26 protein-coding genes and 1 tRNA gene are annotated in these 24,592 nt (G+C 61.8%); 8 read left to right on the forward strand and 19 right to left on the reverse strand.

Going from position 1 to position 24,592, the window contains the following annotated elements; all coding sequences use genetic code 11:
• Position 1: 1 nt before the first annotated feature.
• The 6 genes from tolQ to ruvC all read right to left on the reverse strand — a co-directional run bounded on the left by tolQ (position 2) and on the right by ruvC (position 4,124).
• Entirely contained in the window at positions 2 to 697 is a 696-nt protein-coding gene (gene tolQ / locus IV89_RS14070; RefSeq protein ID WP_005851646.1) for a protein TolQ, read from the reverse strand.
• Positions 698 to 829: 132 nt separating this feature from the next.
• Complete coding sequence (gene ybgC, locus IV89_RS14075; RefSeq protein ID WP_037943319.1) at positions 830 to 1,216, reverse strand: tol-pal system-associated acyl-CoA thioesterase; 387 nt, start codon at positions 1,214 to 1,216, stop codon at positions 830 to 832.
• On the reverse strand, positions 1,213 to 1,836 hold the full coding sequence (locus IV89_RS14080; RefSeq protein ID WP_037943317.1) for a hypothetical protein: 624 nt from the start codon (positions 1,834 to 1,836) through the stop codon (positions 1,213 to 1,215). Before IV89_RS14080 ends, ybgC begins: the two co-directional genes overlap by 4 nt.
• A gap of 47 nt (positions 1,837 to 1,883) precedes the next feature.
• On the reverse strand, positions 1,884 to 2,903 hold the full coding sequence (ruvB, locus tag IV89_RS14085) for a Holliday junction branch migration DNA helicase RuvB (protein ID WP_037944909.1): 1,020 nt from the start codon (positions 2,901 to 2,903) through the stop codon (positions 1,884 to 1,886).
• Positions 2,904 to 2,952: 49 nt separating this feature from the next.
• The gene (gene ruvA, locus IV89_RS14090) at positions 2,953 to 3,621 is read right to left on the reverse strand and encodes a Holliday junction branch migration protein RuvA (RefSeq protein WP_037943315.1); all 669 of its coding nucleotides are present in this window, start codon (positions 3,619 to 3,621) and stop codon (positions 2,953 to 2,955) included.
• Positions 3,618 to 4,124, reverse strand: a complete 507-nt coding sequence (gene ruvC / locus IV89_RS14095) for a crossover junction endodeoxyribonuclease RuvC (protein WP_009826106.1) — start codon at positions 4,122 to 4,124, stop codon at positions 3,618 to 3,620. The genes ruvA and ruvC overlap by 4 nt, the downstream gene beginning before the upstream one ends.
• Before the next feature lie 330 nt (positions 4,125 to 4,454).
• Between ruvC and IV89_RS14100 the strand changes: the two genes are divergently transcribed.
• Positions 4,455 to 4,673: a DUF1127 domain-containing protein gene (locus tag IV89_RS14100; RefSeq protein ID WP_005851636.1), complete on the forward strand. Its 219-nt coding sequence runs from the start codon at positions 4,455 to 4,457 to the stop codon at positions 4,671 to 4,673.
• A 133-nt stretch (positions 4,674 to 4,806) separates the two neighbouring features.
• Here the strand turns inward: IV89_RS14100 and IV89_RS14105 are convergent, their stop codons facing one another.
• The 4 genes from IV89_RS14105 to IV89_RS14120 form a co-directional block, all read right to left on the reverse strand.
• Positions 4,807 to 5,154 (reverse strand): hypothetical protein, encoded by a 348-nt coding sequence (locus IV89_RS14105; protein ID WP_037943314.1) that lies wholly within the window; start codon positions 5,152 to 5,154, stop codon positions 4,807 to 4,809.
• Positions 5,155 to 5,263: 109 nt separating this feature from the next.
• Positions 5,264 to 6,136 carry a 50S ribosomal protein L11 methyltransferase gene (locus tag IV89_RS14110; RefSeq protein ID WP_037943312.1) on the reverse strand — a complete coding sequence of 291 codons (873 nt, stop codon included), beginning with the start codon at positions 6,134 to 6,136 and terminating at the stop codon, positions 5,264 to 5,266.
• 59 nt (positions 6,137 to 6,195) lie between these two features.
• Positions 6,196 to 7,428 carry an MFS transporter gene (locus IV89_RS14115; protein ID WP_037943310.1) on the reverse strand — a complete coding sequence of 411 codons (1,233 nt, stop codon included), beginning with the start codon at positions 7,426 to 7,428 and terminating at the stop codon, positions 6,196 to 6,198.
• 143 nt (positions 7,429 to 7,571) lie between these two features.
• On the reverse strand, positions 7,572 to 9,767 hold the full coding sequence (locus IV89_RS14120) for a primosomal protein N' (RefSeq protein ID WP_107277667.1): 2,196 nt from the start codon (positions 9,765 to 9,767) through the stop codon (positions 7,572 to 7,574).
• A 118-nt stretch (positions 9,768 to 9,885) separates the two neighbouring features.
• On the opposite strand from IV89_RS14120, the gene fsa reads away from it, so the two are divergent.
• The 3 genes from fsa (at position 9,886) to IV89_RS14135 (ending at position 12,439) form a co-directional block, all read left to right on the forward strand.
• Complete coding sequence (gene fsa, locus IV89_RS14125) at positions 9,886 to 10,539, forward strand: fructose-6-phosphate aldolase (protein WP_037943306.1); 654 nt, start codon at positions 9,886 to 9,888, stop codon at positions 10,537 to 10,539.
• Between the two features lie 248 nt (positions 10,540 to 10,787).
• A complete protein-coding gene (locus IV89_RS14130) occupies positions 10,788 to 11,495 on the forward strand; it encodes a DUF484 family protein (protein ID WP_037943304.1) in 708 nt (235 codons plus the stop codon).
• Positions 11,492 to 12,439, forward strand: a complete 948-nt coding sequence (locus IV89_RS14135) for a tyrosine recombinase XerC (protein WP_081858771.1) — start codon at positions 11,492 to 11,494, stop codon at positions 12,437 to 12,439. Before IV89_RS14130 ends, IV89_RS14135 begins: the two co-directional genes overlap by 4 nt.
• On the opposite strand, the gene meaB is transcribed toward IV89_RS14135, so the two are convergent.
• Complete coding sequence (meaB, locus tag IV89_RS14140; protein WP_005851619.1) at positions 12,436 to 13,407, reverse strand: methylmalonyl Co-A mutase-associated GTPase MeaB; 972 nt, start codon at positions 13,405 to 13,407, stop codon at positions 12,436 to 12,438. The genes IV89_RS14135 and meaB overlap by 4 nt on opposite strands.
• A 109-nt stretch (positions 13,408 to 13,516) precedes the next feature.
• Between meaB and hrpB the strand changes: the two genes are divergently transcribed.
• Positions 13,517 to 15,931: an ATP-dependent helicase HrpB gene (gene hrpB, locus IV89_RS14145; protein ID WP_037943302.1), complete on the forward strand. Its 2,415-nt coding sequence runs from the start codon at positions 13,517 to 13,519 to the stop codon at positions 15,929 to 15,931.
• On the opposite strand, the gene IV89_RS14150 is transcribed toward hrpB, so the two are convergent.
• The 4 genes from IV89_RS14150 to IV89_RS14165 all read right to left on the reverse strand — a co-directional run bounded on the left by IV89_RS14150 (position 15,905) and on the right by IV89_RS14165 (position 18,427).
• A complete protein-coding gene (locus IV89_RS14150) occupies positions 15,905 to 16,294 on the reverse strand; it encodes a DoxX family protein (protein WP_037943301.1) in 390 nt (129 codons plus the stop codon). The genes hrpB and IV89_RS14150 overlap by 27 nt on opposite strands.
• Positions 16,294 to 16,788: a peptide-methionine (R)-S-oxide reductase MsrB gene (msrB, locus tag IV89_RS14155; RefSeq protein WP_005851613.1), complete on the reverse strand. Its 495-nt coding sequence runs from the start codon at positions 16,786 to 16,788 to the stop codon at positions 16,294 to 16,296. Before msrB ends, IV89_RS14150 begins: the two co-directional genes overlap by 1 nt.
• 404 nt (positions 16,789 to 17,192) lie before the next feature.
• Positions 17,193 to 17,888, reverse strand: coding sequence for an anti-sigma factor (locus tag IV89_RS14160; RefSeq protein ID WP_037943299.1), 696 nt, complete (start codon positions 17,886 to 17,888; stop codon positions 17,193 to 17,195).
• Positions 17,885 to 18,427: a sigma-70 family RNA polymerase sigma factor gene (locus tag IV89_RS14165; RefSeq protein WP_005851609.1), complete on the reverse strand. Its 543-nt coding sequence runs from the start codon at positions 18,425 to 18,427 to the stop codon at positions 17,885 to 17,887. The genes IV89_RS14160 and IV89_RS14165 overlap by 4 nt, the downstream gene beginning before the upstream one ends.
• 305 nt (positions 18,428 to 18,732) lie before the next feature.
• Here IV89_RS14165 and IV89_RS14170 point away from each other — a divergent pair, with 305 nt between their 5' ends.
• Complete coding sequence (locus IV89_RS14170; protein ID WP_037943297.1) at positions 18,733 to 19,935, forward strand: FAD-binding oxidoreductase; 1,203 nt, start codon at positions 18,733 to 18,735, stop codon at positions 19,933 to 19,935.
• Between the two features lie 102 nt (positions 19,936 to 20,037).
• On the forward strand, positions 20,038 to 20,874 hold the full coding sequence (locus tag IV89_RS14175) for an NAD(P)-dependent oxidoreductase (protein WP_064216193.1): 837 nt from the start codon (positions 20,038 to 20,040) through the stop codon (positions 20,872 to 20,874).
• Between the two features lie 106 nt (positions 20,875 to 20,980).
• Here the strand turns inward: IV89_RS14175 and IV89_RS14180 are convergent, their stop codons facing one another.
• From IV89_RS14180 to IV89_RS14195, 4 genes are all read right to left on the reverse strand, one after another.
• On the reverse strand, positions 20,981 to 21,688 hold the full coding sequence (locus IV89_RS14180) for an SDR family oxidoreductase (protein WP_037943296.1): 708 nt from the start codon (positions 21,686 to 21,688) through the stop codon (positions 20,981 to 20,983).
• 181 nt (positions 21,689 to 21,869) lie between these two features.
• A tRNA-Ser gene (locus tag IV89_RS14185) sits at positions 21,870 to 21,959 on the reverse strand.
• Between the two features lie 254 nt (positions 21,960 to 22,213).
• Positions 22,214 to 23,311, reverse strand: a complete 1,098-nt coding sequence (gene ychF, locus IV89_RS14190) for a redox-regulated ATPase YchF (RefSeq protein WP_005851601.1) — start codon at positions 23,309 to 23,311, stop codon at positions 22,214 to 22,216.
• A gap of 59 nt (positions 23,312 to 23,370) precedes the next feature.
• Positions 23,371 to 23,562 carry a hypothetical protein gene (locus IV89_RS14195; protein ID WP_005851599.1) on the reverse strand — a complete coding sequence of 64 codons (192 nt, stop codon included), beginning with the start codon at positions 23,560 to 23,562 and terminating at the stop codon, positions 23,371 to 23,373.
• Positions 23,563 to 23,739: 177 nt separating this feature from the next.
• Between IV89_RS14195 and trpA the strand changes: the two genes are divergently transcribed.
• Complete coding sequence (trpA, locus tag IV89_RS14200) at positions 23,740 to 24,531, forward strand: tryptophan synthase subunit alpha (protein ID WP_037943294.1); 792 nt, start codon at positions 23,740 to 23,742, stop codon at positions 24,529 to 24,531.
• Positions 24,532 to 24,592 lie beyond the last annotated feature (61 nt).

Below are 24,592 nucleotides of genomic sequence, written 5' to 3' on the forward strand. Positions count from 1 at the left end.
CTCAGCTATCCAGCTGACGGCTGAGGATGGTGGCGAATTCATCAGCAAAGGCTTCGTAGCCGCCCAGAATACGATCAGAATCCGCGCTCAGCTTGTTATAGAAGATAACCGCGGGAATAGCCGCCAGAAGGCCGATGCCTGTGGCCAAAAGCGCCTCGGCAATACCGGGGGCGACGACGACAAGGCTGGTGTTTTGTTGGGCCGCGATCTCGATGAAAGAGTTCATGATCCCGAATACGGTCCCGAACAGACCGATAAATGGCGCGGTGGACCCTGTGGTCGCCAGCACGGGCAAGCCCTTTTGCAGACGCTCTGCCTCTTTGGCAATCGCCACATCCATGCTGCGGTCGATCCGCGCGGTGGCACCGGGGATCAGCCCGCCATCCTCGCGATGCGACCGGCGCCATTCCGTCATACCGGCGGCGAAAATCTTTTCTGCGGCCCCATCCGGATCCGGCCCGATCGTGTCATACAACCCGTCCAACGGCTCGCCCGACCAGAATGCTTGGTCAAACCGCTCTGCCTCGGCTTTGGCGTGGCGGTACTGGATCATCTTCTGAATGATGATCGACCACGACCAGAAGGACGCGACGATCAGCATGATCATCACGAGTTTTACGGTAATCGTTGCGCGGAGAAATAGACCCAAGAGCGAGAAATCAATCTCGCTTGCCGCCGCCAGCGTTTCTGCTTCCATCGGTTCTGCTCTTTTTGTTGCGCCCAAAAGGGGCTTCATCTGCCTCAACGGCCCTGTTTTCCAAGGCGCTATTTGGCACAAGCTTAGCCGAGTGCAATATCTATTGCTAGGATTATGGGGCCAATCCGCCTGCTAGACGGGGATTGAGCGAAGTTTCGCTGGCAATCGGCAAGGTTTGCCTGACGCCGCGATACAAACAATCGTAACCACCGCCCGGAACAGGACCGCATCGCCGCGTTTGACCTCTTGCTCCATCACCATGCGGGCCGGCGTGATCGACGTGGCCCATGTCTCTACATCAAGCATATCGTCGAAAACCGCAGGCTGAATGTAATCCGCCTCTACCCGCCGCACGGCAAAGACCACGCCTTCGGCTTTCATGGCCAACTGGTCAATTCCCATCTCGCGCACCCAGTCACTGCGCGCCCGTTCAATATAGCGCAGGTAATTCGCGTAATAGACGATCCCCGCCATATCGGTGTCTTCGTAGTAAACGCGGATCGGCAGATGGTGGGTCATTGCGCCGCCCCCACCCGCGCGAACAAACGCAGTGCATGAGACGGGTCCTGCGCTGCCACGGGCATCACGGGGTCATAGGCCGCACGCAACAGTACCGCCACCTCCGGCTTCAGGATCGTCGCCCCCTCGTGCAGTGCTAGTGGCGACACCTCGCGGAACGCAGTATCAGACCACAGCAAGAAAGACTGCACGATCTGCCCCAGTGCCAGGGCTTGCGCGGGCATCGCGCTCAGCTGCTCGTCCATGCGCAGAAAGACGAAACATGCCTTGATGGCGCCTGTCTCGTCAAAGCGGAACAGACGATACTGATTGGCCCCCGCCGCATCCAGCTTTTCCACCAGCGGGCCAAGATCAGGCACCAGACGGTCCAGATCGGGCACCTCCAACAGCTCTGCCCAATCCTTGAAAAAGAACATCATCAGATTGCTGCCAAGCTCGGGGTCGGTCTCTGACATGCTGTGCCCCCCCAACTGACAGACCGCCTCGATCGCGCTTTTGACCACGGTCAGCGTCGCATCATCCACGCCAAAGACCACAGGTGCCAACGGGCGGCCCCAACGGGCAAAGGCATAGCTGTCGTCGCTTCGGGTAAACAGCGCTTCGATCTCTTGTGGTGTCATCTCAACTTCCAAATGGTCTTAAATCCTCGCCGAAGGCTTCCCCGCCCTCAGCCAAACAAATCGCTTTGGGGTTTGGGCGGTGCCATCCCCAGATGCGACCAGGCTTTCTGCGCCAGCATCCGTCCCCGCGGCGTGCGCTGGATCAACCCTTGTTGCAGCAGGTAGGGCTCGATCACCTCTTCCAGCGCATCACGGGATTCAGACAGCGCCGCCGACATGGTTTCGATCCCGACCGGGCCGCCCTGATAATTCTCGGCGATCAGACGCAGATAGCGGCGGTCGGCCCCGTCCAGCCCCAGCTTGTCGACGCCAAGACGGGTCAGCGCCATATCCGCCAGCGCGCGGGTCACGCGGCCGTCGCCTTCGACAACGGCGAAATCCACAACGCGTCGCAGCAGACGGCCCGCGATACGCGGGGTGCCACGGGCGCGCTTGGCGATCTCGCGTGCGCCCCCCTCATCGGCGGGGGCTCCCAGCTTGCGGGCATTGCGATCGACGATGATGAACAACTCATCCTCGGTATAGAACTGCAAACGCGTCGGGATGCCGAAACGGTCGCGCAGCGGCGTGGTCAACAGCCCCATGCGCGTTGTCGCGCCAACCAGCGTGAAGGGCTGCAGCTCGATGCGCACGGTGCGCGCGGCGGGGCCTTCGCCGATCACGAGGTCCAGTTCAAAGTCTTCCAACGCGGGATACAGCACCTCTTCCACGGCTGGATTCAGACGGTGGATTTCATCGATGAACAACACATCGCGGGCTTCGAGGTTGGTCAGGATGGCCGCCAGATCGCCCGCCTTTGCCAGCACAGGGCCAGAGGTCATGCGGAACCCGACCCCCAGCTCGCGTGCCATGATCTGCGCCAGCGTGGTCTTCCCCAATCCGGGCGGGCCGTGGAACAGCGTGTGGTCCATCGCCTCGCCCCGCTGCTTGGCGGATTGGATGAACACCTTGAGGTTGGCCCGCGCCTCGGCCTGACCGACGAATTCATCCAGCATCTGCGGGCGCAGGGCGCGGTCTATATCACCGGGCTGCGGGTCCGGCCGCAAAGTTGGGTCACTGTCGATCATCAAATATCCAAGCAAGGTTCATACGGACGGCCACGCGGCTATGCGCATCCTATCCTTTGGGGGCAAGCAGTTTCAACGCCGCGCGGATCAGCTGCGGCGTATCGGCCTCTGGCATCTCTCCGGCGGCTTGCGCCACGGCCCCTGCCGCATCGCCCGGACCATAGCCAAGGTTGCCAAGCGCCGACAGCGCCTCTGCCTGCGCGGACTGGTTCGGCGGGGCCACGGGGCGGCGTTTGGGGGCAGCGGTTTCGATCACCTCTGCTGCGGCTTCGACCTCGCCATGCGCCTCGGCCAGCGAACCGGTCATCGCCATCACCCCCGGTGCCTTATCCTTGAGGTCCAGCACCACGCGCTGCGCGATCTTGGGGCCGACGCCCTTGGCCACTTTGACCGCGTTCCAGTCCCCAAGCGCGATGGCGCGGCTGACACCATCTGGCCCAAGCGCGCCCAAAATGGCCAGCGAGGCCTTGGCCCCCACCCCCTGAACAGAGGTCAGCAGCCGGTGCCATTCCTTTTCCGCCAAAGTCTGAAAGCCGAAAAGCTGCATCAGGTCTTCGCGCACCACCAGATCGGTGAAAAGCGCCACCACCTCGCCCACGCCGGGCAGCGCGGCCATCGTCCGGTCAGAGCAATAGACCAGATAACCGACACCACGCACGTCAATCAGCAGATGATCCGGCGCGCGATAATCAATACGTCCTGTGATCTTGCCAATCATGCGCTTGCCCTTGCGACGGCCTGCGCCAAGGTCGAGGCCCCCCCGTGATGCGCGTGACAGATGGCGATCGCCAAGGCATCCGCGGCATCGGGGCCGGCAATCTCTGCCCCCGGCAATTGCATGCGTACCATATGAAGCACCTGCCCCTTATCCGCGTGGCCGACGCCAACGACCGTTTTCTTGACCGTATTGGGCGCATACTCACCGACCGCCAGCCCCGCCTGCGCAGGCACCAGCATCGCGATCCCCCGCGCCTGCCCCAGCTTGAGCGTCCCGGCACCATCCTTGTTCACAAAAGTCTGTTCCACCGCCGCGGCATCGGGTCGATAGGTCACCATGATGCGCGTCAACTGCGCATGGAGCGACAAAAGACGCGTAGCAAGATCGGCCCCCTCGGACTGACAAATGCCGTTCGCCACATGCGTGATGCGGCTGCCGGCCACGTCGATGACGCCCCAGCCCATATTGCGCAAGCCCGGATCAATGCCGATTACCCGTATCATATGCCCATTATCCTCAAGAATTTTCTTTTTCCAAGGCAGTAGCACGAAACGCGAACATCCACCAAGGTTTTTGCACCGCGCCACACAAAAGTCACAATTCAATCTGGAAGCTGAATTTCGAGGCGGGTTGCGACGCTCAAGCCACTGAAAACGACCCCCGCGTCAGTGGCGGCAAACCCCTTATGAATAGGCGCTAAACCGCCAAATGCTGCTATGCAGCAAACGCAGAACACACATGCGCCGGTGGGTGTTGTGAAGTGTTTTCATTCTGCCTAATTGCACAGCGCACCGCCGGATTATCCGGCTTTTCTTTATTCAAGGATGGCTCCAATGGCTGTTTACTATAATACCCCAACCACCTACGGCACCGCCGCAGCTGTTAACCGCTTTTTCGCGCATCTTGGCGACGTTGTCGGCAGCATCATCAAATGGAACGACGCACGTGTCACACGCAACGCCCTGTCCGCGCTGTCCGACCGTGAACTCGACGATATCGGTCTGGTCCGTGGCGACATCGAACGCGTCGCAATGAACCACTTCATCCGCTAAGGGTCGATGTTTCATAGCGCCCAAGGGGCTGCCAACCCAAAGCACAAGCCACGCACATCTGAATGATCTGCGTGGCTTCATTTATTCTACGACAGTGAAATATGACGGTGCAGGCCACCGTCCCGCAGCGTCCCTATCCGCGAAAGACCGGCCCCAGCTTACGGGCAAGCGTTTGCGTCACCGGATCGACCTGCAAAACCCAAGCCCCCGCCTGTTCGATCACGGTGCCCTGCGCCAAACTGTCCAGCCTGCTGTCATAGGCCGTGGGGCCGATCGCCGCCAGAACGAACCCTTTGAAGCAGACGAACAGGGCCACCAGCGCGACCAGTAATTTGGTCGGCACCCGCAGGCCGCGCCGCGCCGGCCGCGCGACAACCAGCCCGTCGGCACGGATGGTGGTGTAATAGCCCCGCGCGAGCTTGACGTTCTTACTCTCTAAACTCTTTACGCGTGTCCCAAATTGTTGACGAGCATCAACCATGGCAGCCTCTAGTCGCTAAAGGCCCCCACCTCTCGCAAGATCATAATAAAGCAAGAATGTGTCAAATTCTCTGCATTTCGACCTTGTTCATGGCGAAAAGTGACAAAGATTATGGCATTTTCTGGACAGTCAACGTGGTCCAGTCACCAATCACCTCTCGGTTGACAAGATTGATGCCGGATTGCGCATAAACCTCGATCACGTCATCCGCCTGTTCGTTTAAAATGCCAGATAGAATCGCATAGCCCTCGGGGGCCAGCGCCTCGGCCATATCGGGGGCAAGTGCGACCAACGGCCCTTTCAGGATGTTGGCGAATACCAGATCGAAGGGCGCGCGCGATGCCAGTTCGGGATGGTCAAATCCCGCTGCCTCGACGCAGATCAAACGGTCGGCCAGATTATTCGCGGCCGCATTGGCGCGGGCCACGTCGACGGCAACCTCGTCGATGTCGCTGGCCAACACGGGGTTCGGCCAGATGCGCGCCGCCGCCATCGCCAGCACCGCTGTACCGCAGCCGATATCTGCCACGTTCTGCCCGACCATGCCGCCGCTCGCCAAACGGTCCAACGCGCGCAAGCAGCCCAATGTGGTGCCGTGGTGCCCGGTGCCAAAGGCCATTGCCGCCTCAATCAACAGCGGCTCACAGTCTTCGGGCACCTTGTCCGCGTCATGGCTGCCGTAAACAAAGAACCGCCCCGCCTCGACCGGCGACAGTTCGCGGCGCACATGGGCGACCCAATCGGTTTCCGGCAGCTCTGACACGACAAATTCCTTCGCCCCCATAGAGGCCGCCAGCACCGCCAGCGCTGTCTCATCCGGGCTTTCCTCGAAATAGCCGCCGACTTCCCACAGGCCCGAGCCGTCTTCCATCTCGAAAACGCCGACACCGGTGGGTTCCGGCACCAGCCGCTCCATCGCCTCGCCCAAAGCATAGGCGGGCTTGCGTCCTTCAAGGGTCGTCAAAGCTGTGAATGTTGGCATGGGAAACTCCGTCAGGATCGCCGATATCGCCGCGCGACATCCGGCTTTGTCAGGGGGTGCTACTCGGCCGGGGCCGGCAGCGGATTGGAAAAGATCGTCTCGTGGCCCGGCACGGGATGGCGCGGGATCATCAGCGACAGCAACAGCGACACCAGCGCCATCCCCGCCGCAAGGAAAAACACCGCCGCGGGCGAGATCAGCCACAGCAGCCCCAGCCCCACAGGCAGGAACACCGCCGCGATGTGATTGATGGTAAAGGCCACCGCCGCCGTCGGCGCAATGTCGGCAGGGTCGGCAATCTTCTGAAAATAGGTCTTGAGCGCGAGCGCCAGCGCAAAGAACATGTGATCCAGCACATAAAGCGTCGCGGCCACCACTACGCCCCAGCCCAGATAATAGACGCCGCCATAGGCCAGAAACACGATGATCAGCCCGATGTATTCAAAGCTCAGCGTGCGGCGCTCGCCAAAGAAGCCGACTGCACGGCCCATCAGCGGGGCAAAGATCATATTGGCGATCAGGTTGATCAGATAGAGCAGGGTGATTTCATGCACATCAAACCCAAAGCGTTCGACCATCATGAAGCCCGCAAAAACGACAAAGATCTGCCGCCGCGCGCCAGACATGAATTGCAGCGCATAATACAGCCAGTACCGCTTGCGCAGCACCATCTTCTTGACCTGCGGTGTCGGGGCCTCGAACTGCGGATAGGCCAGCAGCGCCACTAGCGCGATCACCGCCGTCACCCCGCCGCCAATCAGATAGACGATGTTATAGGACAGCGACAAGGTATCCCACAGCGCCATGATCGCCAGATAGGCCATCAGCGTCGCCGCCGACCCCGCTGCCATCAGCCAGCCAATCATGCGGGGCGCGTCCTCGATCTTGAGCCACTGCAACTGCAGCGACTGGTTCACCGTCTCGTAATAGTGAAACCCGATAGAGCTGAGCATTGTGATCGTCAGGATACCGCCCATCGACGGGAACCACGCGGTCAGCGCCGTCGCCACCCCCAGCAGCACCAGTGATACCAACCCCAATACCTGTTCGCGCACGAACAGGATAATCGCGATCACGCCGACCGCCAGAAAGCCCGGTATCTCGCGCACCGTATGCAGCAAGCCGATGTCCGATCCGTCGAACCCGGCGACCTCAATCACAAAGTTATTCAGCAGCGCCGACCATGTGTTGAAGGCAATGGGCATCGCCAGCGCCATCAGGAACAGCAGCGCCACAGGGCGGCGCCAGAACGGTTGATGCTTGGCATCTTCAAGGGTCACATATTGGGTCATGGGCAATTCCTTACCCCCGTTCCCGCCCCTTGACGAGATCAAATCACCCGCCTCACGCGCATGCTCCGCGCAACCGCAGCTTCCAAATGGCCCGAAATCCTCGCCGAAGGCCCTTGCCCCGCAGGGGCAAGCGCGTCTCACCGCTAATAAAAACTCTGCGGGTCGATATCGACGGCGATGCGCACATCATTCTTCAACCGCAGCTGTGCGACCCATTTCGCCAATGCCTCTTGCAAGGGGGCGGCCTTTTCGGCCTTGACCAGCAGCCGCACGCGATGCCGCCCGCGCACCCGTGCGATTGGCGCGGGCGCGGGCCCATAGACCTGCGCGCCCACGGCCCGCAGCGGCGCATCCTGTCGCGCCAGCTGGTTGCCCGCATCAAACAGCGCGGCCACATCGGGGCCGCTCAGGATGATGCCCGCCATCCGGCCATAGGGCGGCACGCCGGCGTGGCGGCGCTCTCCGGCTTCGGCTTTCCAGAACCCTTCCTCATCCCCTGCCAGAATGGCGCGGATCACCGGGTGATCCGGCTGAAAGGTCTGCAACAGCGCGGTGCCCGGAGCCTCGGCCCGTCCGGCGCGCCCCGCCACCTGCCGCATCAACTGATAGGTTCGTTCTGCCGCGCGCAGGTCCGATCCCATCAGCCCCAAGTCCGCGTCAATGACCCCCACCAGTGTGAGGTTGGGAAAATTGTGCCCCTTCGCAACCAGCTGCGTGCCGATGATGATATCCGCCGCCCCATCAGCGATCCCCGCGATCTCGGCCTTGAGCGCGCGGGCCGAACCGTACATGTCCGAGCTTAGCGTCGCGACCCGCGCCTCGGGCCAAAGGGCGGCGGCTTCTTCGCCCAGACGTTCCACCCCCGGCCCCACGGCAGCCAGCTTGCCTTCGACCTCGCACGAGGGGCAGACCTCGGGCATGGGCTTGCTTTCGCCGCATTGGTGGCAGACCAGCCGTTTGAGGTAGCGGTGTTCGACCATCCGCGCATCGCAATGATCGCAGCCGATCTGATGCCCGCAGGCGCGGCACAGGGTCACCGGCGCATAGCCGCGGCGGTTGATGAACAGCATCGCCTGCTCGCCCCGTTCCAGCCGCTTGTCGACCTCGACCTTCAACGTGGGCGACACCCATTTATCGCTCGGCAGGCCTTCGCTGCGCATGTCGATCGCGCCCATCGTCGGCATCACTGCCGGCCCAAAGCGCGATGTCAGCTCGACCCGCGTATATTTGCCCGCCTCGGCGTTGGCCCAGCTTTCCAACGACGGTGTGGCAGAGGCCAGAACCACCTGCGCCCCGCAGATGGACGCCCGCAGCACCGCCATGTCACGGGCGTTATACAGCACGCCTTCTTCCTGCTTGTACGAGGTGTCATGTTCCTCGTCGACGACGATCAGACCAAGGTTCTGGAACGGCAGAAACAGCGCCGACCGCGCACCGATCACCACCTGAGCCTGTCCCTGCCCGACCATTTTCCAGATGCGACGCCGCTCTGTCATCGTGGCACCCGAATGCCATTCCGCAGGCTTCGCGCCAAATCGCGCCTGCACACGGTGCAAGAACTGTTCGGTCAGCGCGATTTCCGGCAGCAGCACCAAAGCCTGCCTGCCGGATTTCAAAGCAGCGGCCACAGCCTCCAGATAGACTTCGGTCTTGCCCGATCCGGTCACACCCCGCAGCAAGGTGGTGCCATATGTGCCCGAGGCCACCCCCGCCGCCAGCAGCGCCGAGGCCGAGGCCTGATCATCCGTCAGCTCTTTGCTGGGCAAGCTCGGGTCCATGCGCATGAACGGCAAATCGCGCGGGCTGTCCTGTTCCAGCACTGCGCCCTGGGTCACCAACCCCTTGATCACCGACGCCGTCACCCCCGACATCTCGGCCAGTTCCTTGAGCGTGAACGAAAGGTCGCCATACTCCGCCAGAGTTTCCAACACGCGACGGCGCGCGTCGGTCATCCGGTCAGGCTCCCCCTCGCCGCGTCGGTAAATCTTGCGCATCGACGGCGGGTCGCCCAACCCCGGCGCACGCGTCGCCAGCCGCAACATCGCGGGCATCGGCGTCAGCGTATAGGCGGCGGCACGGGTCAGAAAACTGCGCAGTTCTTCGCGCATGGGGGCCGCATCGAGCACGCGGATCACCGACCGTATCTTGGACAGCTCGTAATCCCCCTGCCCAGCGCCCCAGACAACACCGATCACCTTGCGCGGACCCAAAGGCACCTCGACGAAGGCCCCCATATGGCAGCCGCCTTCGGGCGCTTTGTAATCCAGCGCACGGCCCAGCGGCTGGGTGGTCATCACGGCCACCAGCTCATTTGCATGAAAAAATTCTGGCGGTTTCACCAATCGCTCCGGAACGGGGTTACGGGAATTAGGGTTCCAGCTTGGCGGATGATGCGCTAAAGCCCTAGGCGACAGACATAGCCATTCCTGCTGCCTATTCCAACCTGAAGGACGTAACATGAAATTCTTCGTAGATACCGCCGAAATCGATGCCATCGCCGAGCTGAACGATCTGGGCATGGTAGACGGGGTGACAACAAACCCGTCGCTGATCCTGAAATCCGGCCGCAACATTCTGGAAGTCACGAAAGAGATCTGTGATCTGGTCGACGGCCCCGTCTCTGCCGAAGTTGTCGCGACCAAAGCGGACGACATGATCGCCGAAGGCCGCAAACTGGCCGAGATCGCGGAAAACATCACCGTGAAGCTGCCCCTGACATGGGACGGTCTGAAAGCCTGTAAAGTGCTGTCGGACGAGGGCAAGATGGTCAACGTCACGCTCTGCTTCTCGGCGAACCAGGCATTGATCGCCGCCAAGGCCGGTGCCACGTTCATCTCGCCATTCATCGGGCGTCTGGATGACATCAACCTTGACGGTATGGACCTGATCCAGGACATCCGCACGATCTATGACAACTACGGGTTCGAGACTGAAATCCTTGCCGCGTCGATCCGTACCGTGAACCACGTGCTGGACGCTGCGCGTATCGGTGCCGATGTCATGACCGCCCCGCCAGAAGTGATCAAGAAACTGGCGTCGCACCCGCTGACCGACAAGGGGCTCGAGACCTTCATGGCCGATTGGGCAAAGACAGGTCAGAACATCCTCTGATCCCGCTTCAAGACGACGACAAAGGGGCACGCGCGTCGCAGGCTGCGCGTGCCCACCACGATCTGCATGTGCCCGTAGTTGGCCCATGTCCTCGCAGAAAACCGCAGCAGCTTCGCCCTGCCTCTGCCCCGTCCATGCGCGGCGAGCGGGCGGTTTGACGCCGAAAAACCAGCCATACGCCAAAAGAAAAAAGCAGATTTAGCCTGACGCGCATGCTATGTCAGTGCCAAATATAAAAAGAGACCCGCATGAGCAGTAACCACAAGATCGAAGATTCCCTTCGGGAAGCGATTATTTCACAGCCCGACGTCATCCTTGACGACAACGACGTGATGCAGGCCCTGATCGCCGCGAATGAACGCGCGATGGGGGGCAATATTGTCGATCTGCGCGGCATCGCCATGGACCGGCTGGAAACCCGTCTGGACCGGCTTGAGGACACGCACCGCAACGTGATCGCCGCGGCTTATGAAAACCTTGCGGGGACCAACCAGATCCACCGCGCGATCCTGCGCATGCTTGACCCTGTAGACTTCGAACCCTTCCTCAAGGATCTCGGGGGCGAGGTTGCCGATATCCTGCGGGTCGACGCTGTGCGGCTGGTGCTGGAATCTGCCGAGAATGACGATGATCCCGCGATCAAACGCTTGGGCGATGTGCTGAACGTCGCCGAACCGGGTTTTATTGACGACTACCTATCGAACGGGCGCGGCGGCACGGTGCGTCAGGTGACCCTGCGCGGTGTGCAGCACAGCCCCGAACATATCTACGGCGGCGCGGCGGATTGGATCCGGTCGGAAGCCTGCCTGAAACTGAACTTTGGCGCGGGCCGGTTGCCGGGCTTGCTGATCCTTGGCTCCGAAGACCCGCATATGTTCAGCCCGCAACAGGGCACCGATCTGCTGGGCTTCTTCGCTGGCGTGTTCGAGCGGACGATGCGCCGCTGGCTGTCTTGAGCGGGGCAAACGCGCTTTTGATCAGCCCCGCCGCGCGGGACGCCCTGCAAAGCTGGCTGGACCATCAACGCGCCCTAAAGGGGGCTGCCGAGAACACGATCACCGCCTATCAGGGGGATCTGGTCGATTTCCTTGCGTTTATGACTCTGCATAAGGGCGACAGCCAAGGCTTGGGCGCGCTGTCAAAGATCACCATCTCGGACATGCGCGCCTGGATGGCACAGACCCGCAGCGGGGATGTCGGGCCACGGTCGATGGCGCGCAAGCTGTCGGCGGTCAAAGCCTTCTATCGCTGGCTGGCAGAGCGCGAGGGGTTCGAGCCTACCGCCGTGCTGTCGACCAGATCGCCGAAGTTTCCCAAAAAGCTGCCCCGCCCCTTGGCGATTGATGCCGCTCAGGCGATGATCGACAGCGTGGAAATGCAGTCGCGTCACGCCTGGGTGGCCGCGCGGGATGTGGCGGTCCTGACCCTGCTGTGGGGGTGCGGGCTGCGGATATCCGAAGCGCTTGGCCTCAAGGGGGCCGACGCGCCCCTGCCCGAGGTGCTGCGTATCATCGGTAAGGGCGGTAAGGAACGGGTGGTGCCCGTGCTCCCTGCGGCGCGCGATGCCGTGGATGCCTATCTGCGCGTCTGCCCCTTTGGGAAGGAACGGGATGCGCCGCTGTTTCGCGCAGTGCGCGGCGGGCCTTTGGCGGCACGGGCGATATCGCAGGTCATGGCGGATGCACGGATGCAGCTTGGCCTGCCTGCCAGCGCCACACCCCACGCACTGCGCCACAGCTTTGCCACGCATCTGCTGGATGCGGGGGGCGATCTGCGTGCGATCCAAGAGCTTTTGGGCCATGCGTCGCTCTCGACCACGCAGGCCTATACGGCTGTCGATACCGCGCGTCTGATGGATGTCTATAACCGCGCCCACCCCAAGGCGGGCGGCGGCAGTTAACGGTCCAGCTGGGTGACGAAATCCTGCGCGGCTTTGGTGGGGTCCGCCAGCCCCTGTGCCACACGATCGCTAAGCTCGGTCAACGCGGCCTTGGCCTTGGGCTTTTCCAACTGCGCAAGCAACGCCTGCTTCACCGCCTGTTCAAACCAGTAGCGGGCTTGTGCGGCACGGGCATGTTGCCAGAACCCTTCGGCGCGGCGCCATTCGGTCAGCGCCTCTACCTCGGCCCATGCCTCGTCCAGCCCGTTTTCCTCCAGCGCTGAGACCATCATCGCCTTGGGAAACCCCTTGGGGTCTTGTGGCCGTTTGCGCAGCAACCGCAGGGCACCGGCGTAATCGGCACAGGTCCGCGACGCGGCGGGTTTCAGATCCCCATCGGCTTTGTTGATCACGATGATATCCGCCATCTCCATGATGCCGCGCTTGACGCCTTGCAGCTCGTCCCCGCCCGCAGGGGCCAGCAACAGCATGAAAACATCGGACATCTCTGCCACCACCGTCTCTGACTGGCCGACGCCGACCGTTTCGATCAGCACCACGTCAAAACCTGCGGCCTCGCACAGGGTCACCGCCTCGCGGGTGCGGCGGGCCACGCCGCCCAGATGGGTCTGGCTGGGCGACGGGCGGATGAAAGCATCGCGTTCGCGCGACAAGAGGTCCATCCGCGTCTTATCCCCCAAGATCGACCCGCCCGAACGCGAAGAGGACGGATCAATCGCCAGCACCGCGACCTTGAGCCCGCGCCCGATCAGCATCATGCCGAAGCTTTCGATAAAGGTGGATTTCCCCACACCCGGCGTCCCCGACAACCCGATCCGCAGCGCTTCGCGCCCCTTGGGCAGCGCGGCAAGCAGCTCTGTCGCCTGCGCACGGTGATCCTCGCGACCGGATTCGATCAAGGTGATCCCCCGCGCCAGCGCGCGGCGCTCCCCTGCTGCGATACCCTTCGCCAGATCGTCGATGTTCATAGGTCCTGCCCCTCACGCCTTTGGCCCATGTTTCGATCCCGGCGGCGCAAATGTCCAGACCACAGGCCGGGTCTTGGCCCCGCGCCGGGTTTCGCCCATAACCACGCGTATGGCTTTTACCCTTCCCATTGATGACGTGATGCCGCAGGTGATCGACGCGCTGCGCGGCCAGGGCCGCGTTGTGCTGCAAGCGCCCCCCGGTGCGGGCAAGACCACGCGCGTGCCGCTGGCGATGCTGGACGCGGGGCTGACCACCGGCCGCATCCTGATGCTGGAACCGCGCCGCCTTGCCGCGCGTGCAGCCGCCGAACGGATGGCTGCGACCTTGGGCGAAGAACCGGGGCAAACCGTGGGCTTTCGCGTCCGCGGTGCCAGCGCCGTCAGCAAATCCACCCGTATCGAGGTCGTGACCGAGGGCATTCTGACCCGCATGCTGCAAGACGACCCCGACCTGCCCGGTGTCGGCGCGGTGATCTTTGACGAATTCCACGAAAGATCCCTGAACGCGGATCTGGGCCTCGCGCTTTGCCTAGAGGTGGCCGAAGCGCTGCGCGATGACCTGTTGATCGTCGCCATGTCCGCCACGCTGGACGCCGCCCCCGTCGCCGCACTGATGCAGGCACCGGTGGTCACCTCCGAAGGGCGCAGCTTTCCGGTGACGCCCCATTGGCTGGACCGGCCCGTAGGCAAGCAACGGTTCGAGCAGGCAGTCGCCGATCTGGTGTTGCACGCGCTGGATACCGCCCCGGGATCGGCGCTGGTGTTCCTGCCCGGCGAAGGTGAAATCCGACGGGTTGAAAGCGCGCTGACCGGACGGCTGCCCGCCGATTGCACGCTCGCCCCGCTGTTCGGCGCGATGGACTTCAAAGCGCAGCGCGCTGCGATTGCCCCGGCCAAAACAGGCCGCAAGGTCGTGCTCGCGACTTCTATCGCGGAAACCTCGCTGACCATCGAAGGGGTGCAGATCGTGGTGGACGGGGGCCGCGCGCGACGGGCGCAGTTCGATCCGTCCTCGGGTATGTCGCGGCTGATCACCGACCGCGTAACCCGCGCCGAAGCGACGCAGCGCGCGGGCCGTGCCGGGCGTGTGTCGGAAGGCACTGCGTTCAAACTCTGGACCCGCGGCGAGGAAGGCGCGCTGGCCGCCTACCCCCCCGCCGAGATCGAGGCCGGCGATCTATGCGCCTTCGCGTTAGAGCTGGCAGTCTGGGGGGCGCAGGCCGATGACCTTAAGTTCGTGACCCCGCCCCATGCAGGCCGTCTGGCCGAAGCACAGGCCGTGCTGCACATGCTGGGGGCGCTGGATGCGACGGGTCGGATCACAGAGCATGGCCGCAGCTTGGCGAAGATGCCGCTGCATCCCCGTCTGGCGCATATGGTCGCCAAAGGCGGGCGCAGCGCCCCGACGCTGGCCGCGATCCTGTCGGAGCGTGACCCCTTGCGCGGCGGCTCTGTCGATCTGGCGCTGCGGCTTGATGCGGTCGCGGGCAAGCGCGTCCCGGCCGAGGTCAACCACGCTGCCCTTTCACGCATCAAGCAAGACGCCAAACGGCTGGCCAGAGGGCAAACCGGTGACGGCCCCGATACGCTGGGGGTGCTGGCGGCACTTGCCTACCCCGACAGGGTGGCACTGCGGCGCAAGGGCGACGCCCCGCGATACGTTATGTCGGGCGGCAAAGGCGCGATCCTGCCCGAGAGTGATCCGCTGGCGGGGGAACGTTTGCTGGTGGCGACCGATCTTGACGGCGACCCGCGAGAAGCACGCATTCGCCAAGCCGCGCGCCTGTCCGACAGCGATCTGCGTGAAAGCTTCGCGGATCAAATCGGATGGCATAAACTCTGCGTCTGGTCCCGCCGCGAGGGCCGCGTGCTGGCGCGGCAGCAGGAACGTTTTGGCGCATTGGTGCTGGACGACAGGGCGTGGTCCGACGCCCCTGCGGAAGACATCGCGCAGGCCATGCTCGACGGGGTGCGGCAGCTGGGTCTGATGCCCGGCAAAGCGGCGGCGCTGTTTCTGGCGCGGGCGCGGCTGATGGGCGATGATTTCCCCGATTTCAACGAGGATCACCTGCTTGAGACCTTGGAGGATTGGTTGCCCGGTCATCTGACAGGTGTCCGCAGCACCGCCGACTGGAAGGCGTTTGACCTGCTGCCTGCCCTGACCGCGCGGCTGAGCTGGGACGACCAGCAAGCGCTTGATCGTGCCGCGCCTGCGCATTTCACCACGCCGCTGGGGCGCAAGATCGCAATTGATTATAGCGAAACGCAGCCCCAGATCGCCCTGCGTCTGCAAGAGGTCTTTGGCACCACCCGTCACCCCATGATCGCAGGGCAGCCCTTGCAGATCACGCTGCTGTCCCCCGCGCAGCGACCCGTGCAGGTGACCACCGATCTGCCGGGGTTCTGGGCTGGGTCCTATGCCGATGTGCGCAAGGACATGCGCGCCCGCTATCCACGCCACCCGTGGCCCGAAGACCCGACGCAGGCCGATCCGACGCTACGGGCCAAACCCCGCGGCACCTGAGGCCCCGCGATGTCGAGCGGCGTGCCCTGCGAGTACCAGTAATCCGCCCGCAATCGCCCAGTTCTTGACAAAGATCGACATCTGCCACGGGTCATCAGGGATGAAGTGGAAGATGCTCGTTGCCATACAATAAAGCGCGAGTGCTGCGCTCATGGGGGCGAGCCAGAGACCGAAGATCAAGCTGATCGCCGCCACCCCGTTGAACAGCATCGCGGGCCAGACGAGGAACACGGGCAATCCGCGATCCGACAGCAAACCCTGCGCCGCTGCAGGATCGACCAGCTTTTGTACAAATCCCGCGACGAAAAGGGCCGCCAAAAGCAGGCGGCCCGTATAAATCGCAATCCTCTCAACCCGCTGCATCAGGCGGCGGCGGGCGTAAAGGTCATCGCCAACCCGTTAATACAGTGGCGTTTGCCCGTGGGTGCAGGACCATCATCGAACACATGGCCCAGATGGCCGCCGCAGCGGTCGCAATGCACCTCGGTCCGCGTGGTAAAGAACCCCTTGTCCGGCATCGTTTCGACAGCATCGTCCAGCGGGGCGAAGAAGCTTGGCCAGCCGGTGCCACTTTTGAACTTGGTCTCGGAGCTATAAAGCGCCTGATCACAACCCTTGCAATGGAACACGCCTTTGCGGACCTCATCGTTTAGCGGGCTGGTAAATGCGCGTTCGGTATCCCCTTCGCGCAGGACGGCATATGCGTCATCGCCCAGTTGCGCGCGCCATTCGGCAGGGGTGCGGCTGACTTCAAAGTCGCCCTGTGCCACGGTCCCGGCCTGCGCCGCCGCGCCTACGCCAAACGGCAAGGCCGCCATCGTCATCGTTGTGCATTTCAGGAAATTCCGGCGTTTCATAATGCCCCCTTAAGGTTGCGGTACTTCGGATAAATTGGATGTCTGTTGAAAGGGCCGCCGGACGTCGCGCGTGGCGCTGACATCCGGCGGTACTCGTTACAAGGCACGCGAGGTGCCGATACTGGATAAACCCGTTGGCGGAATGCATGGTTCCACGCCAACAAACTCGTTACCAAACCGCGCCAAAAACACGGCACGGTCCCTCAGCGACATGGGCTTGCAACCAGTGTCGGCCTGAGTTGTGGAAATACACGGAAGTAGAAAACGAGAAGTTTCACCGAAAACGCAAAAAACCAAAGTTTTTATTAAACTTTCTCAAATACCGTTAAGAAACAACGACTTCGCCCACATGAAAGCGGACGAAGTCTTTGTTTGAATAGTCAGCGACCCCGATAAAACCCGGATTACAGTTCAGACATAGCCCCTGCGGCCAGGACATCGCCCGTAGGTGCCCCCGTGGGCGAGCCGCCGACGGGTTCATCCGAAATCGCCAGCGTGATCTGTGCCGCCTGGCTGCGCAGCTCTGCCGGAACAAGAATCCGCGTCGTCTCGCTGTCGGGCAGAACGCCCAAGGAAACCGGAGCCTGATCGGGCAGGATCGCCCAAAGTTCTAGCACACGCCCCTCGTTCGCGGCGCCCGAAACGCGGCGCAGCGCGATCTCGTGCTTGATCGGTTCGACCACGGCCAACACTTGCAACGGGCTGGTGTCGCTGACCAGCTGTGCGGCCAGAACGGTCGGTTGATCGCCGCCCGGACGTGTGTTGATCTCAAGCAGTTGCACGCCAAGGTAGCCCGCAAACAGCAGCGATGCCATCGCCATCCCCTGCCAGAGCCACAAACGTTGCAGGATCGAAACCCGCTGCTTGGGGAAGACCTGCGCCATCAGCTTTTTCTTCACGCGCGCGGGCGGCGAGACGGGGTCGATCCCGTCGGTCATGGCGGTCAGGCGTTCCTGCCAGAACACAACGCGATTAGCAAAATCACGTTCAGTCGCGACACGGCGACGCGCGGCGATCATATCGTCGTCAGACGACAGGCCTAGCACCATTTCGGCGGCCAGAAGATCATCATCATGGGGTGTTTCGGGCGTTTGGGTCATTGGCTCATACACTCCCGCAGGGCGATCAGGCCACGGCGCAGCCAGGTTCGCATCGTATTCAGCGGCACGCCGAAGCGTTCAGCCAGATCGGAATAGGTCTCGCCATCCAGATAGGCACCCCGAATGGCTTTGCCACGGTCTTCTTCCAGCGTATCAAGACAGCCCGACAGGCGCGACGCCTCTGACGAGGCAACGGCGTATTGTTCGGGCGTGGGTCCGGGGGAGACAAGTTCAAAACCGGGCGTGTTCACGTCCTGATGGCCTTTTTTGCGGGCCCGCAGACGGTCGATAGAGGTATTTCGTGCAATGGTGATCAGCCACGTCATCGGGCTCAGGCCATTGGCATTATACTTATCGGCATTGTTCCAGATTTTGACGAAACTGTCTTGCATGGCGTCCTCTGCTGCGGCGCGTTTGTTCAACACACGCAGACAAACCCCGAAAAGTTTCGCAGAAACACGATCATAGAGCTGGTCAAACGCCGCGCGGTCTTTCAACGCGACACGGGCAATCAAGTTTTCGATTTCTTGTCGGTCCATTTGCACGGGCCATTTCTCCACCTGAACGGGTTTCCAGCGTTACACCGAAACCTACGGCACTCACTACATTTGTCCAGCAAAGCGTTGTCATTGGACAACTTTGTGTAACCCAGGCGCATCGCGTTGGCCAATGGGTAATCTATCGGGCGGCAAGCGGGCGCGGAAATGGCCCCCCGCGTTCACAAGCTATGGACGGGGGCCGGTGTTGCGCGTTTAGTCGTGGCAGGGCTGCCCTGTTGTACACCGCTGCACGGCATCCCGTCTGTCAGGCCCCTATGTGGCCCATATGTGGAAGGAGTATCGCGATGCCGCAGCCCAATCACAGCACCTATGACGTTGTCATTATCGGTGGCGCGATCTTTGGATCGTCGGTCGCATGGTGGCTGACCCAGATGGCCGGTTTTGACGGCAAGGTTCTGGTGGTCGAACGTGACCCCACCTATGAATACGCCGCCACAAGCCATACCAACAGTTGCATCCGCCAGCAGTTCAGCTCGGCCATCAACGTGAAGGTGTCGCAGTTCGGGGCCGAGTTTATCAAGAACTTCCGTCAGTTTATGGGCGATGATCCAGAGGTGCCGCATCTGGCGCTGCAAAGCTTTGGCTATCTCTACCTCGCGGACACGCCCGAGTTTGCGCAGACGCTGCAACAGAACCAGCAGATACAGGTGGCACTGGGGGCGGGCACGCAGCACATGACCGCCGCCGAGGTCGCTGCCGCTTACCCGTTCTATCAGCTTGATGACATCATTGCCGCCAACCACAACCGTGTGGATGAAGGCTATTTCGACGGCGGCACCATGTTTGACTGGTTCAAACGCATGGCCCGCCGCAACGGAGTGGAATACCTGCACGACGAAGTGACCGCGATAACCAAAGCCGCCGATGGCACATCCGTCACCCATGTAACGCTGAAATCCGGCGCAACGGTGGCCTGCGGGACGGTGGTCAACGCCTCAGGCCCGCGGGCGGCCGCGACGGCGGGCATGGCCGGCATCACCCTCCCGGTCGAGCCGCGCAAACGCTATACCTTTGTGTTCGATGCCGCCAAACCGCTGGACCGCGACCTGCCGCTGACAATCGACCCGTCGGGGGTGCATTTCAGGACCGAAGGGAAATACTACATGGCGGGCTGCCCCCCGCGCGAAGATCCTGCGGTCGCCTATGATGACTTTGCCTTTGACCACAGCCTGTGGGAGGACAAGGTGTGGCCCGCCATCGCCACCCGCGTCCCGCAGTTCGATCAGGTCAAGGTGATCAACGAATGGGTCGGGCACTACGATTACAACACGCTGGACCAGAACGCGATTGTCGGGCCGCACAGTGTGGTCGAGAATTTTCTGTGCCTGAACGGGTTCTCCGGTCACGGGCTGCAGCAGGCACCCGCCCTTGGCCGTGGCATCGCTGAATGGATCGCCTATGGCGCATACCGCACGTTGGACCTAAGCCCCTACGCCTACCGCCGGATCGAGGAAAACCAATCGTTGATTGAAAAGGCGGTGATTTGATCCCCCTGCCCCGATGACATACCCATGCCAGGCAACACCCCTTTGTGCGGGCGCGCAGCCTTGCTTGGCCTCGCAAAACGATAGTGGAAGGAAAACGACATGATGAAGAAACTGGTTCTAACGGGGGCCGCAGGGCGGCTTGGGTCCTACCTGCGTGAACCCCTGTCCAAGATGTGCCAAGAACTGGTCAGCACCGACATCGTCGATGACATCGGCAAGCTCTATGAAGGCGAAAGCTACGCCAAGGCCGATGTCGCCGTCTATGACCAGATCGCGCCGCTGCTGGAGGGTGCCGATATGGTTGTCCACTTTGGTGCCATCGTCGATGAAAAACCCTTCGAGGAACTGCTGGGGCCGAATTTCGTCGGATCTTACAACGTATGGGAAGCTGCCTATCAGCACGGGCTTCAGCGGGTCGTTTATGCTTCGTCCATCCACGCTGTGGGCATGCACAAGAAATCCGACTTCATCGGCATCGACGCGCCCCACAAGCCCGATACATTCTACGGCCTCGCCAAATGCTTTAGCGAAGACCTTGCGTCCATGTATTGGGACAAACGCGGGCTAGAGGCCGTGTGCCTGCGCATCCTCAGCTGCGCGCAGGTCAACAACACCCGCGCCTTGGGATCGTGGCTGTCCTATGACGATCTGATCCAGCTGGTCACCCGCGCCATCGATACGCCATCGGTCGGCTTCAGCGTGGTCTACGGCGTGTCCAACAACGACCGCGCGCCGGTGGACAACGCCAAAGCGTCCTTTCTCGGCTATCGCCCGAAAGACAACGCAGAGCAGTTCGCCGAGAAGATCCTTGCCGAAGCACCACCGGTCGATCTGAAAGACCCCGGCCAAATGCACCACGGTGGCCCCTTTGCCGCGGTCGACCTCGGCGAAAGCGGCGTGGCGTCGATGAACATCGTCAACGACAAGAAAACCACCTGATGCCTTGAGGGCGGGCGGGGCTTTACCCCCGCCCCCATGTTTCACGTGACGCGATGTTTGGGATGGCGCCCGTCTTGCCAGCGGTCGCGACAGATGCGCCCGCGGCTCACAATTCGATGCGGATATCGTGGATCCACAGTTTTGGCGGCCGCGAGAGCACAAAGACCACCACATCCGCCAGATCGTCGGGCTCGGTAAAGATATGGTTGGGCACATCCTCCCCCGCCTTCGAGAACATCCCCGTGTTCGTCCCCGACTGGTAAACTCCGCCCACGCGCACGCCAGTGTTTTCCTCGTCCGCTTTCAGCACCTCGGTAAAGCCCCGCACCCCGTATTTGGTGGCGGTATAGACAGATTGCCCGGCCTGCGCGACGACGCCGGACTTGGAGACGACATTCAGAATGATCCCCTCGTCATTCGCGCGCAGCGCCGGAATGGCGGCTTGCGTGATCTGCATCAAGCCGGTCAGATTGGTCTGCACGGTCGCCTGCAAAAGCTGCGGCGGGATCTCATCCAGCGGACCGGTTTTGTGCCAGATGCCCGCATTGTTGATCAGAATATCCAGCCCGCCAAATGCAGCGGTCACCTGCTCCACCGCCTTGCTGATCGCATCCGGGTTCTGGATATCACACGCAATGCCGATCGCTTCGCTGGCTCCAGCGGCGATACATTCAGCCTCTACCGCAGCCAGCCGGTCAGCATCGCGCCCCAGAATGGCCAGACGCGTCCCTACTGCCGCGAGTTTAAGGCAAATATGCCGCCCGATACCATCACTGCCACCAGTGACGATAATACGCTTGTTCTTTAATTCCATGATCCGCTCCTGAGTATTACACCCCCTCTACCCCACCTCCTTTCCTCGCGAAAGCATGGGCGCAAGGTTTGCAAAAGGCGGGTGGCGGCGAAACTGTCGGAGGGGAAAGCCAAGCGCAACGTCGCGCCCCATCTCGGGCCGCGCAACACCTGATCAAGTATGTAGAAAATGTCGAGGTGTATGGCGGAGACGAAGGGATTCGAACCCTCGAGACCCTTCCGGGCCTACTCCCTTAGCAGGGGAGCGCCTTCGACCACTCGGCCACGTCTCCGTCGACGCGTATATCCAAGAAAACGCATGGGGCACAAGCGGTAATCTCAGAAAATACCGGGAATGTCGGGATCGCGGGGATAGCGGAGGATATCGGGGGCGGGATACTGCTTGCGGCGCTATGCGCGCGGCGCGGGCCGGGGGCATCCGTGGGCCGAGGGGGGAGGCGGGCAGAGAAGTGGCGCGATGGCAGCGGGAGGGGCCGCTCGCGCGCCAGATCGGCGGGCCGCCTGGAAAGCGGCCCGCCGGATTGGATCAGGTGTTGAACAGGAAGTGCAGCACGTCGCCGTCTTTGACGGTGTAGCTTTTGCCCTCGGCGCGCATCTTGCCGGCTTCCTTGGCGGGGCCTTCACCGCCCAAGGCCACGAAATCGTCATAGGCGATGGTTTCGGCGCGGATGAAGCCTTTTTCAAAATCACCGTGGATCACGCCTGCGGCTTTCGGCGCAGAGGTGCCAGCCTTGATCGTCCAGGCGCGGGCCTCTTTCGGGCCGACGGTGAAGTATGTCTCAAGGTGCAGCAGCTCGTAGCCCGCGCGGATCAACCGATCAAGCCCGGCTTCCTCTAGCCCCATCTCGTCCAGAAACATACTGGCCTCTTCGGGCTCCAGCTGGCTGATTTCTTCCTCGATCTGGGCAGAGATCACGACATGGCTATTGCCCTGCGCCGCGGCCATTTCCGCGACTTTGGCAGAAAGGGCATTGCCCTCGGCCGCTTCGGACTCACCGACGTTGCAGACATAAAGCACCGGCTTGGTCGTCAGCAATTGCAGCATGCGCCAGGCTTTTGCATCATCCGCGTCAACCTCGACGGTGCGCGCGGGTTTGCCGTTTTCGATGGCTTCTTGCGCGGCGGCCAACAGGCGGTCCTGCTGCGCTGCGTCTTTATCGTTGCCCTTGATCTTGCGGACCAGACCGGCGCGGCGTTTTTCGATGCTTTCCAGATCGGCAAGCATCAGTTCTGTATCGATGGTCTCGGCGTCGGCCACGGGGTCCACGCGCCCTTCGACGTGGGTCACATCGCCGTCTTCGAAGCAGCGCAGCACATGGGCGATCGCGTCCGTCTCGCGGATATTGGCCAGGAACTGGTTGCCGAGGCCTTCCCCTTTGGACGCGCCTTTGACCAAGCCTGCGATATCCACAAAGGTCATCCGCGTCGGGATGATCTGCTTGGAGCCCGCAATCGCGGCGAGTTTATCAAGGCGCGAATCCGGCACCGCGACTTCACCGACGTTCGGTTCGATTGTGCAGAACGGAAAATTGGCCGCCTGCGCTGCCGCTGTTTTGGTCAGCGCGTTGAAGAGGGTCGACTTGCCGACATTCGGCAGACCCACGATTCCCATCTTAAAGCCCATGACAAGCATCCTTTATAAGTTGGCGTTGTCCTAGGGATTTGGCCGCCTTTGCGCAAGTCTTAGCGCAGGCGTCGGTCCTCGTGCGTCTGGTAAATCAGGATCCATGCGAGCACGATGAACATCGGATGGGTCAACCCGCCCGAAAAGATCACGGCCGGAATCCAGATCAGGAAGACGATAATCGCCGTGAAGATCCGTCCTGTCAGCAGGATGGAAAGCGGCGGCAACAGCAGGGCGAGTACATAATTCATGCGATAAATGTAGGCACCGGCGGCGGGATTTAAAGGACTATGTTATGCACACCTGCATAAATCCAACGCCCTTGGCACCTGTTTTTCGGAAAATCGCCCAAGCCCACCGGCGGAGTTGGATTGATTTCCCGTGATATATTCGGCATTGCAGCAGGGTAACGTAAAAAGGCCGCCCTCATGACACGTATCGACGCCAAATTCGCTGACCTCAAATCCCAAGGCAAGAAAGCCTTTGTCGCCTATGTGATGGCAGGCGATCCCGACTTTGACACGTCGCTCGAGGTGGTGCGCGGCCTGCCTGGCGCGGGCGTCGATATTATCGAACTGGGGCTGCCGTTTACCGATCCGATGGCCGATGGCTCTGCCATTCAGCTGGCGGGACAGCGCGCGCTTGAAGGCGGGATGACGCTGGACAAGACGCTGGCGCTTGCCGCGGCGTTCCGCGAACAAGATAACACGACCCCGATCGTGCTGATGGGCTATTACAACCCGATCTATTCCAAAGGCGTGAATAACTTCCTAGAGGCGGCCAAGAAGGCCGGCGTGGACGGGCTGATCGTCGTGGACCTGCCACCGGAAGAAGACGCCGAACTGTGCCTGCCCGCGCAAGCTGCCGGTATGAACTTTATCCGCCTTGCGACCCCTACGACTGATGACAAACGTCTACCGCGGGTTGTGCAGAACACCTCGGGCTTTGTGTATTACGTGTCGATTACCGGCATCACCGGCTCTGCCGAAGCGGATGCGGGCGATGTCGCCCCCGAGGTTGAGCGCATCCAGAAGGCCAGCGGCCTGCCCGTCATTGTCGGGTTCGGTGTGAACACCCCCGCCAAGGCCGAAGCCATTGCAAGCGTTGCTGATGGGGTTGTTGTCGGCTCTGCCATCGTGTCGAAAATCGCGGATGGGCTGCCTGTCGAAGACGTGCTGAGCTTTGTCAAAACCCTGTCGGATGGTGCGCATCGGGCCTGAGCGCCCCGCCCGAGGCCCGATGTCGTGGCGTAAAGCAATTGATTTCAACGGGCCGTATTGG

The organism is Sulfitobacter sp. CB2047 (assembly GCF_000735125.2).
Lineage (GTDB): Bacteria > Pseudomonadota > Alphaproteobacteria > Rhodobacterales > Rhodobacteraceae > Sulfitobacter > Sulfitobacter pontiacus.

What these genes read in the sequence shown, in the direction of transcription:
- tolQ (WP_005851646.1), bottom strand. Translation starts at nt 697, where the DNA reads ATGGAAGCAGAAACGCTGGCGGCGGCAAGCGAGATTGATTTCTCGCTC.
- ybgC (WP_037943319.1), bottom strand. Translation starts at nt 1,216, where the DNA reads ATGACCCACCATCTGCCGATCCGCGTTTACTACGAAGACACCGATATG.
- IV89_RS14080 (WP_037943317.1), bottom strand. Translation starts at nt 1,836, where the DNA reads ATGACACCACAAGAGATCGAAGCGCTGTTTACCCGAAGCGACGACAGC.
- ruvB (WP_037944909.1), bottom strand. Translation starts at nt 2,903, where the DNA reads ATGATCGACAGTGACCCAACTTTGCGGCCGGACCCGCAGCCCGGTGAT.
- ruvA (WP_037943315.1), bottom strand. Translation starts at nt 3,621, where the DNA reads ATGATTGGCAAGATCACAGGACGTATTGATTATCGCGCGCCGGATCAT.
- ruvC (WP_009826106.1), bottom strand. Translation starts at nt 4,124, where the DNA reads ATGATACGGGTAATCGGCATTGATCCGGGCTTGCGCAATATGGGCTGG.
- IV89_RS14100 (WP_005851636.1), top strand. Translation starts at nt 4,455, where the DNA reads ATGGCTGTTTACTATAATACCCCAACCACCTACGGCACCGCCGCAGCT.
- IV89_RS14105 (WP_037943314.1), bottom strand. Translation starts at nt 5,154, where the DNA reads ATGGTTGATGCTCGTCAACAATTTGGGACACGCGTAAAGAGTTTAGAG.
- IV89_RS14110 (WP_037943312.1), bottom strand. Translation starts at nt 6,136, where the DNA reads ATGCCAACATTCACAGCTTTGACGACCCTTGAAGGACGCAAGCCCGCC.
- IV89_RS14115 (WP_037943310.1), bottom strand. Translation starts at nt 7,428, where the DNA reads ATGACCCAATATGTGACCCTTGAAGATGCCAAGCATCAACCGTTCTGG.
- fsa (WP_037943306.1), top strand. Translation starts at nt 9,886, where the DNA reads ATGAAATTCTTCGTAGATACCGCCGAAATCGATGCCATCGCCGAGCTG.
- IV89_RS14130 (WP_037943304.1), top strand. Translation starts at nt 10,788, where the DNA reads ATGAGCAGTAACCACAAGATCGAAGATTCCCTTCGGGAAGCGATTATT.
- meaB (WP_005851619.1), bottom strand. Translation starts at nt 13,407, where the DNA reads ATGAACATCGACGATCTGGCGAAGGGTATCGCAGCAGGGGAGCGCCGC.
- hrpB (WP_037943302.1), top strand. Translation starts at nt 13,517, where the DNA reads ATGGCTTTTACCCTTCCCATTGATGACGTGATGCCGCAGGTGATCGAC.
- IV89_RS14150 (WP_037943301.1), bottom strand. Translation starts at nt 16,294, where the DNA reads ATGCAGCGGGTTGAGAGGATTGCGATTTATACGGGCCGCCTGCTTTTG.
- msrB (WP_005851613.1), bottom strand. Translation starts at nt 16,788, where the DNA reads ATGAAACGCCGGAATTTCCTGAAATGCACAACGATGACGATGGCGGCC.
- IV89_RS14160 (WP_037943299.1), bottom strand. Translation starts at nt 17,888, where the DNA reads ATGACCCAAACGCCCGAAACACCCCATGATGATGATCTTCTGGCCGCC.
- IV89_RS14165 (WP_005851609.1), bottom strand. Translation starts at nt 18,427, where the DNA reads ATGGACCGACAAGAAATCGAAAACTTGATTGCCCGTGTCGCGTTGAAA.
- IV89_RS14170 (WP_037943297.1), top strand. Translation starts at nt 18,733, where the DNA reads ATGCCGCAGCCCAATCACAGCACCTATGACGTTGTCATTATCGGTGGC.
- IV89_RS14175 (WP_064216193.1), top strand. Translation starts at nt 20,038, where the DNA reads ATGAAGAAACTGGTTCTAACGGGGGCCGCAGGGCGGCTTGGGTCCTAC.
- IV89_RS14180 (WP_037943296.1), bottom strand. Translation starts at nt 21,688, where the DNA reads ATGGAATTAAAGAACAAGCGTATTATCGTCACTGGTGGCAGTGATGGT.
- ychF (WP_005851601.1), bottom strand. Translation starts at nt 23,311, where the DNA reads ATGGGCTTTAAGATGGGAATCGTGGGTCTGCCGAATGTCGGCAAGTCG.
- IV89_RS14195 (WP_005851599.1), bottom strand. Translation starts at nt 23,562, where the DNA reads ATGAATTATGTACTCGCCCTGCTGTTGCCGCCGCTTTCCATCCTGCTG.
- trpA (WP_037943294.1), top strand. Translation starts at nt 23,740, where the DNA reads ATGACACGTATCGACGCCAAATTCGCTGACCTCAAATCCCAAGGCAAG.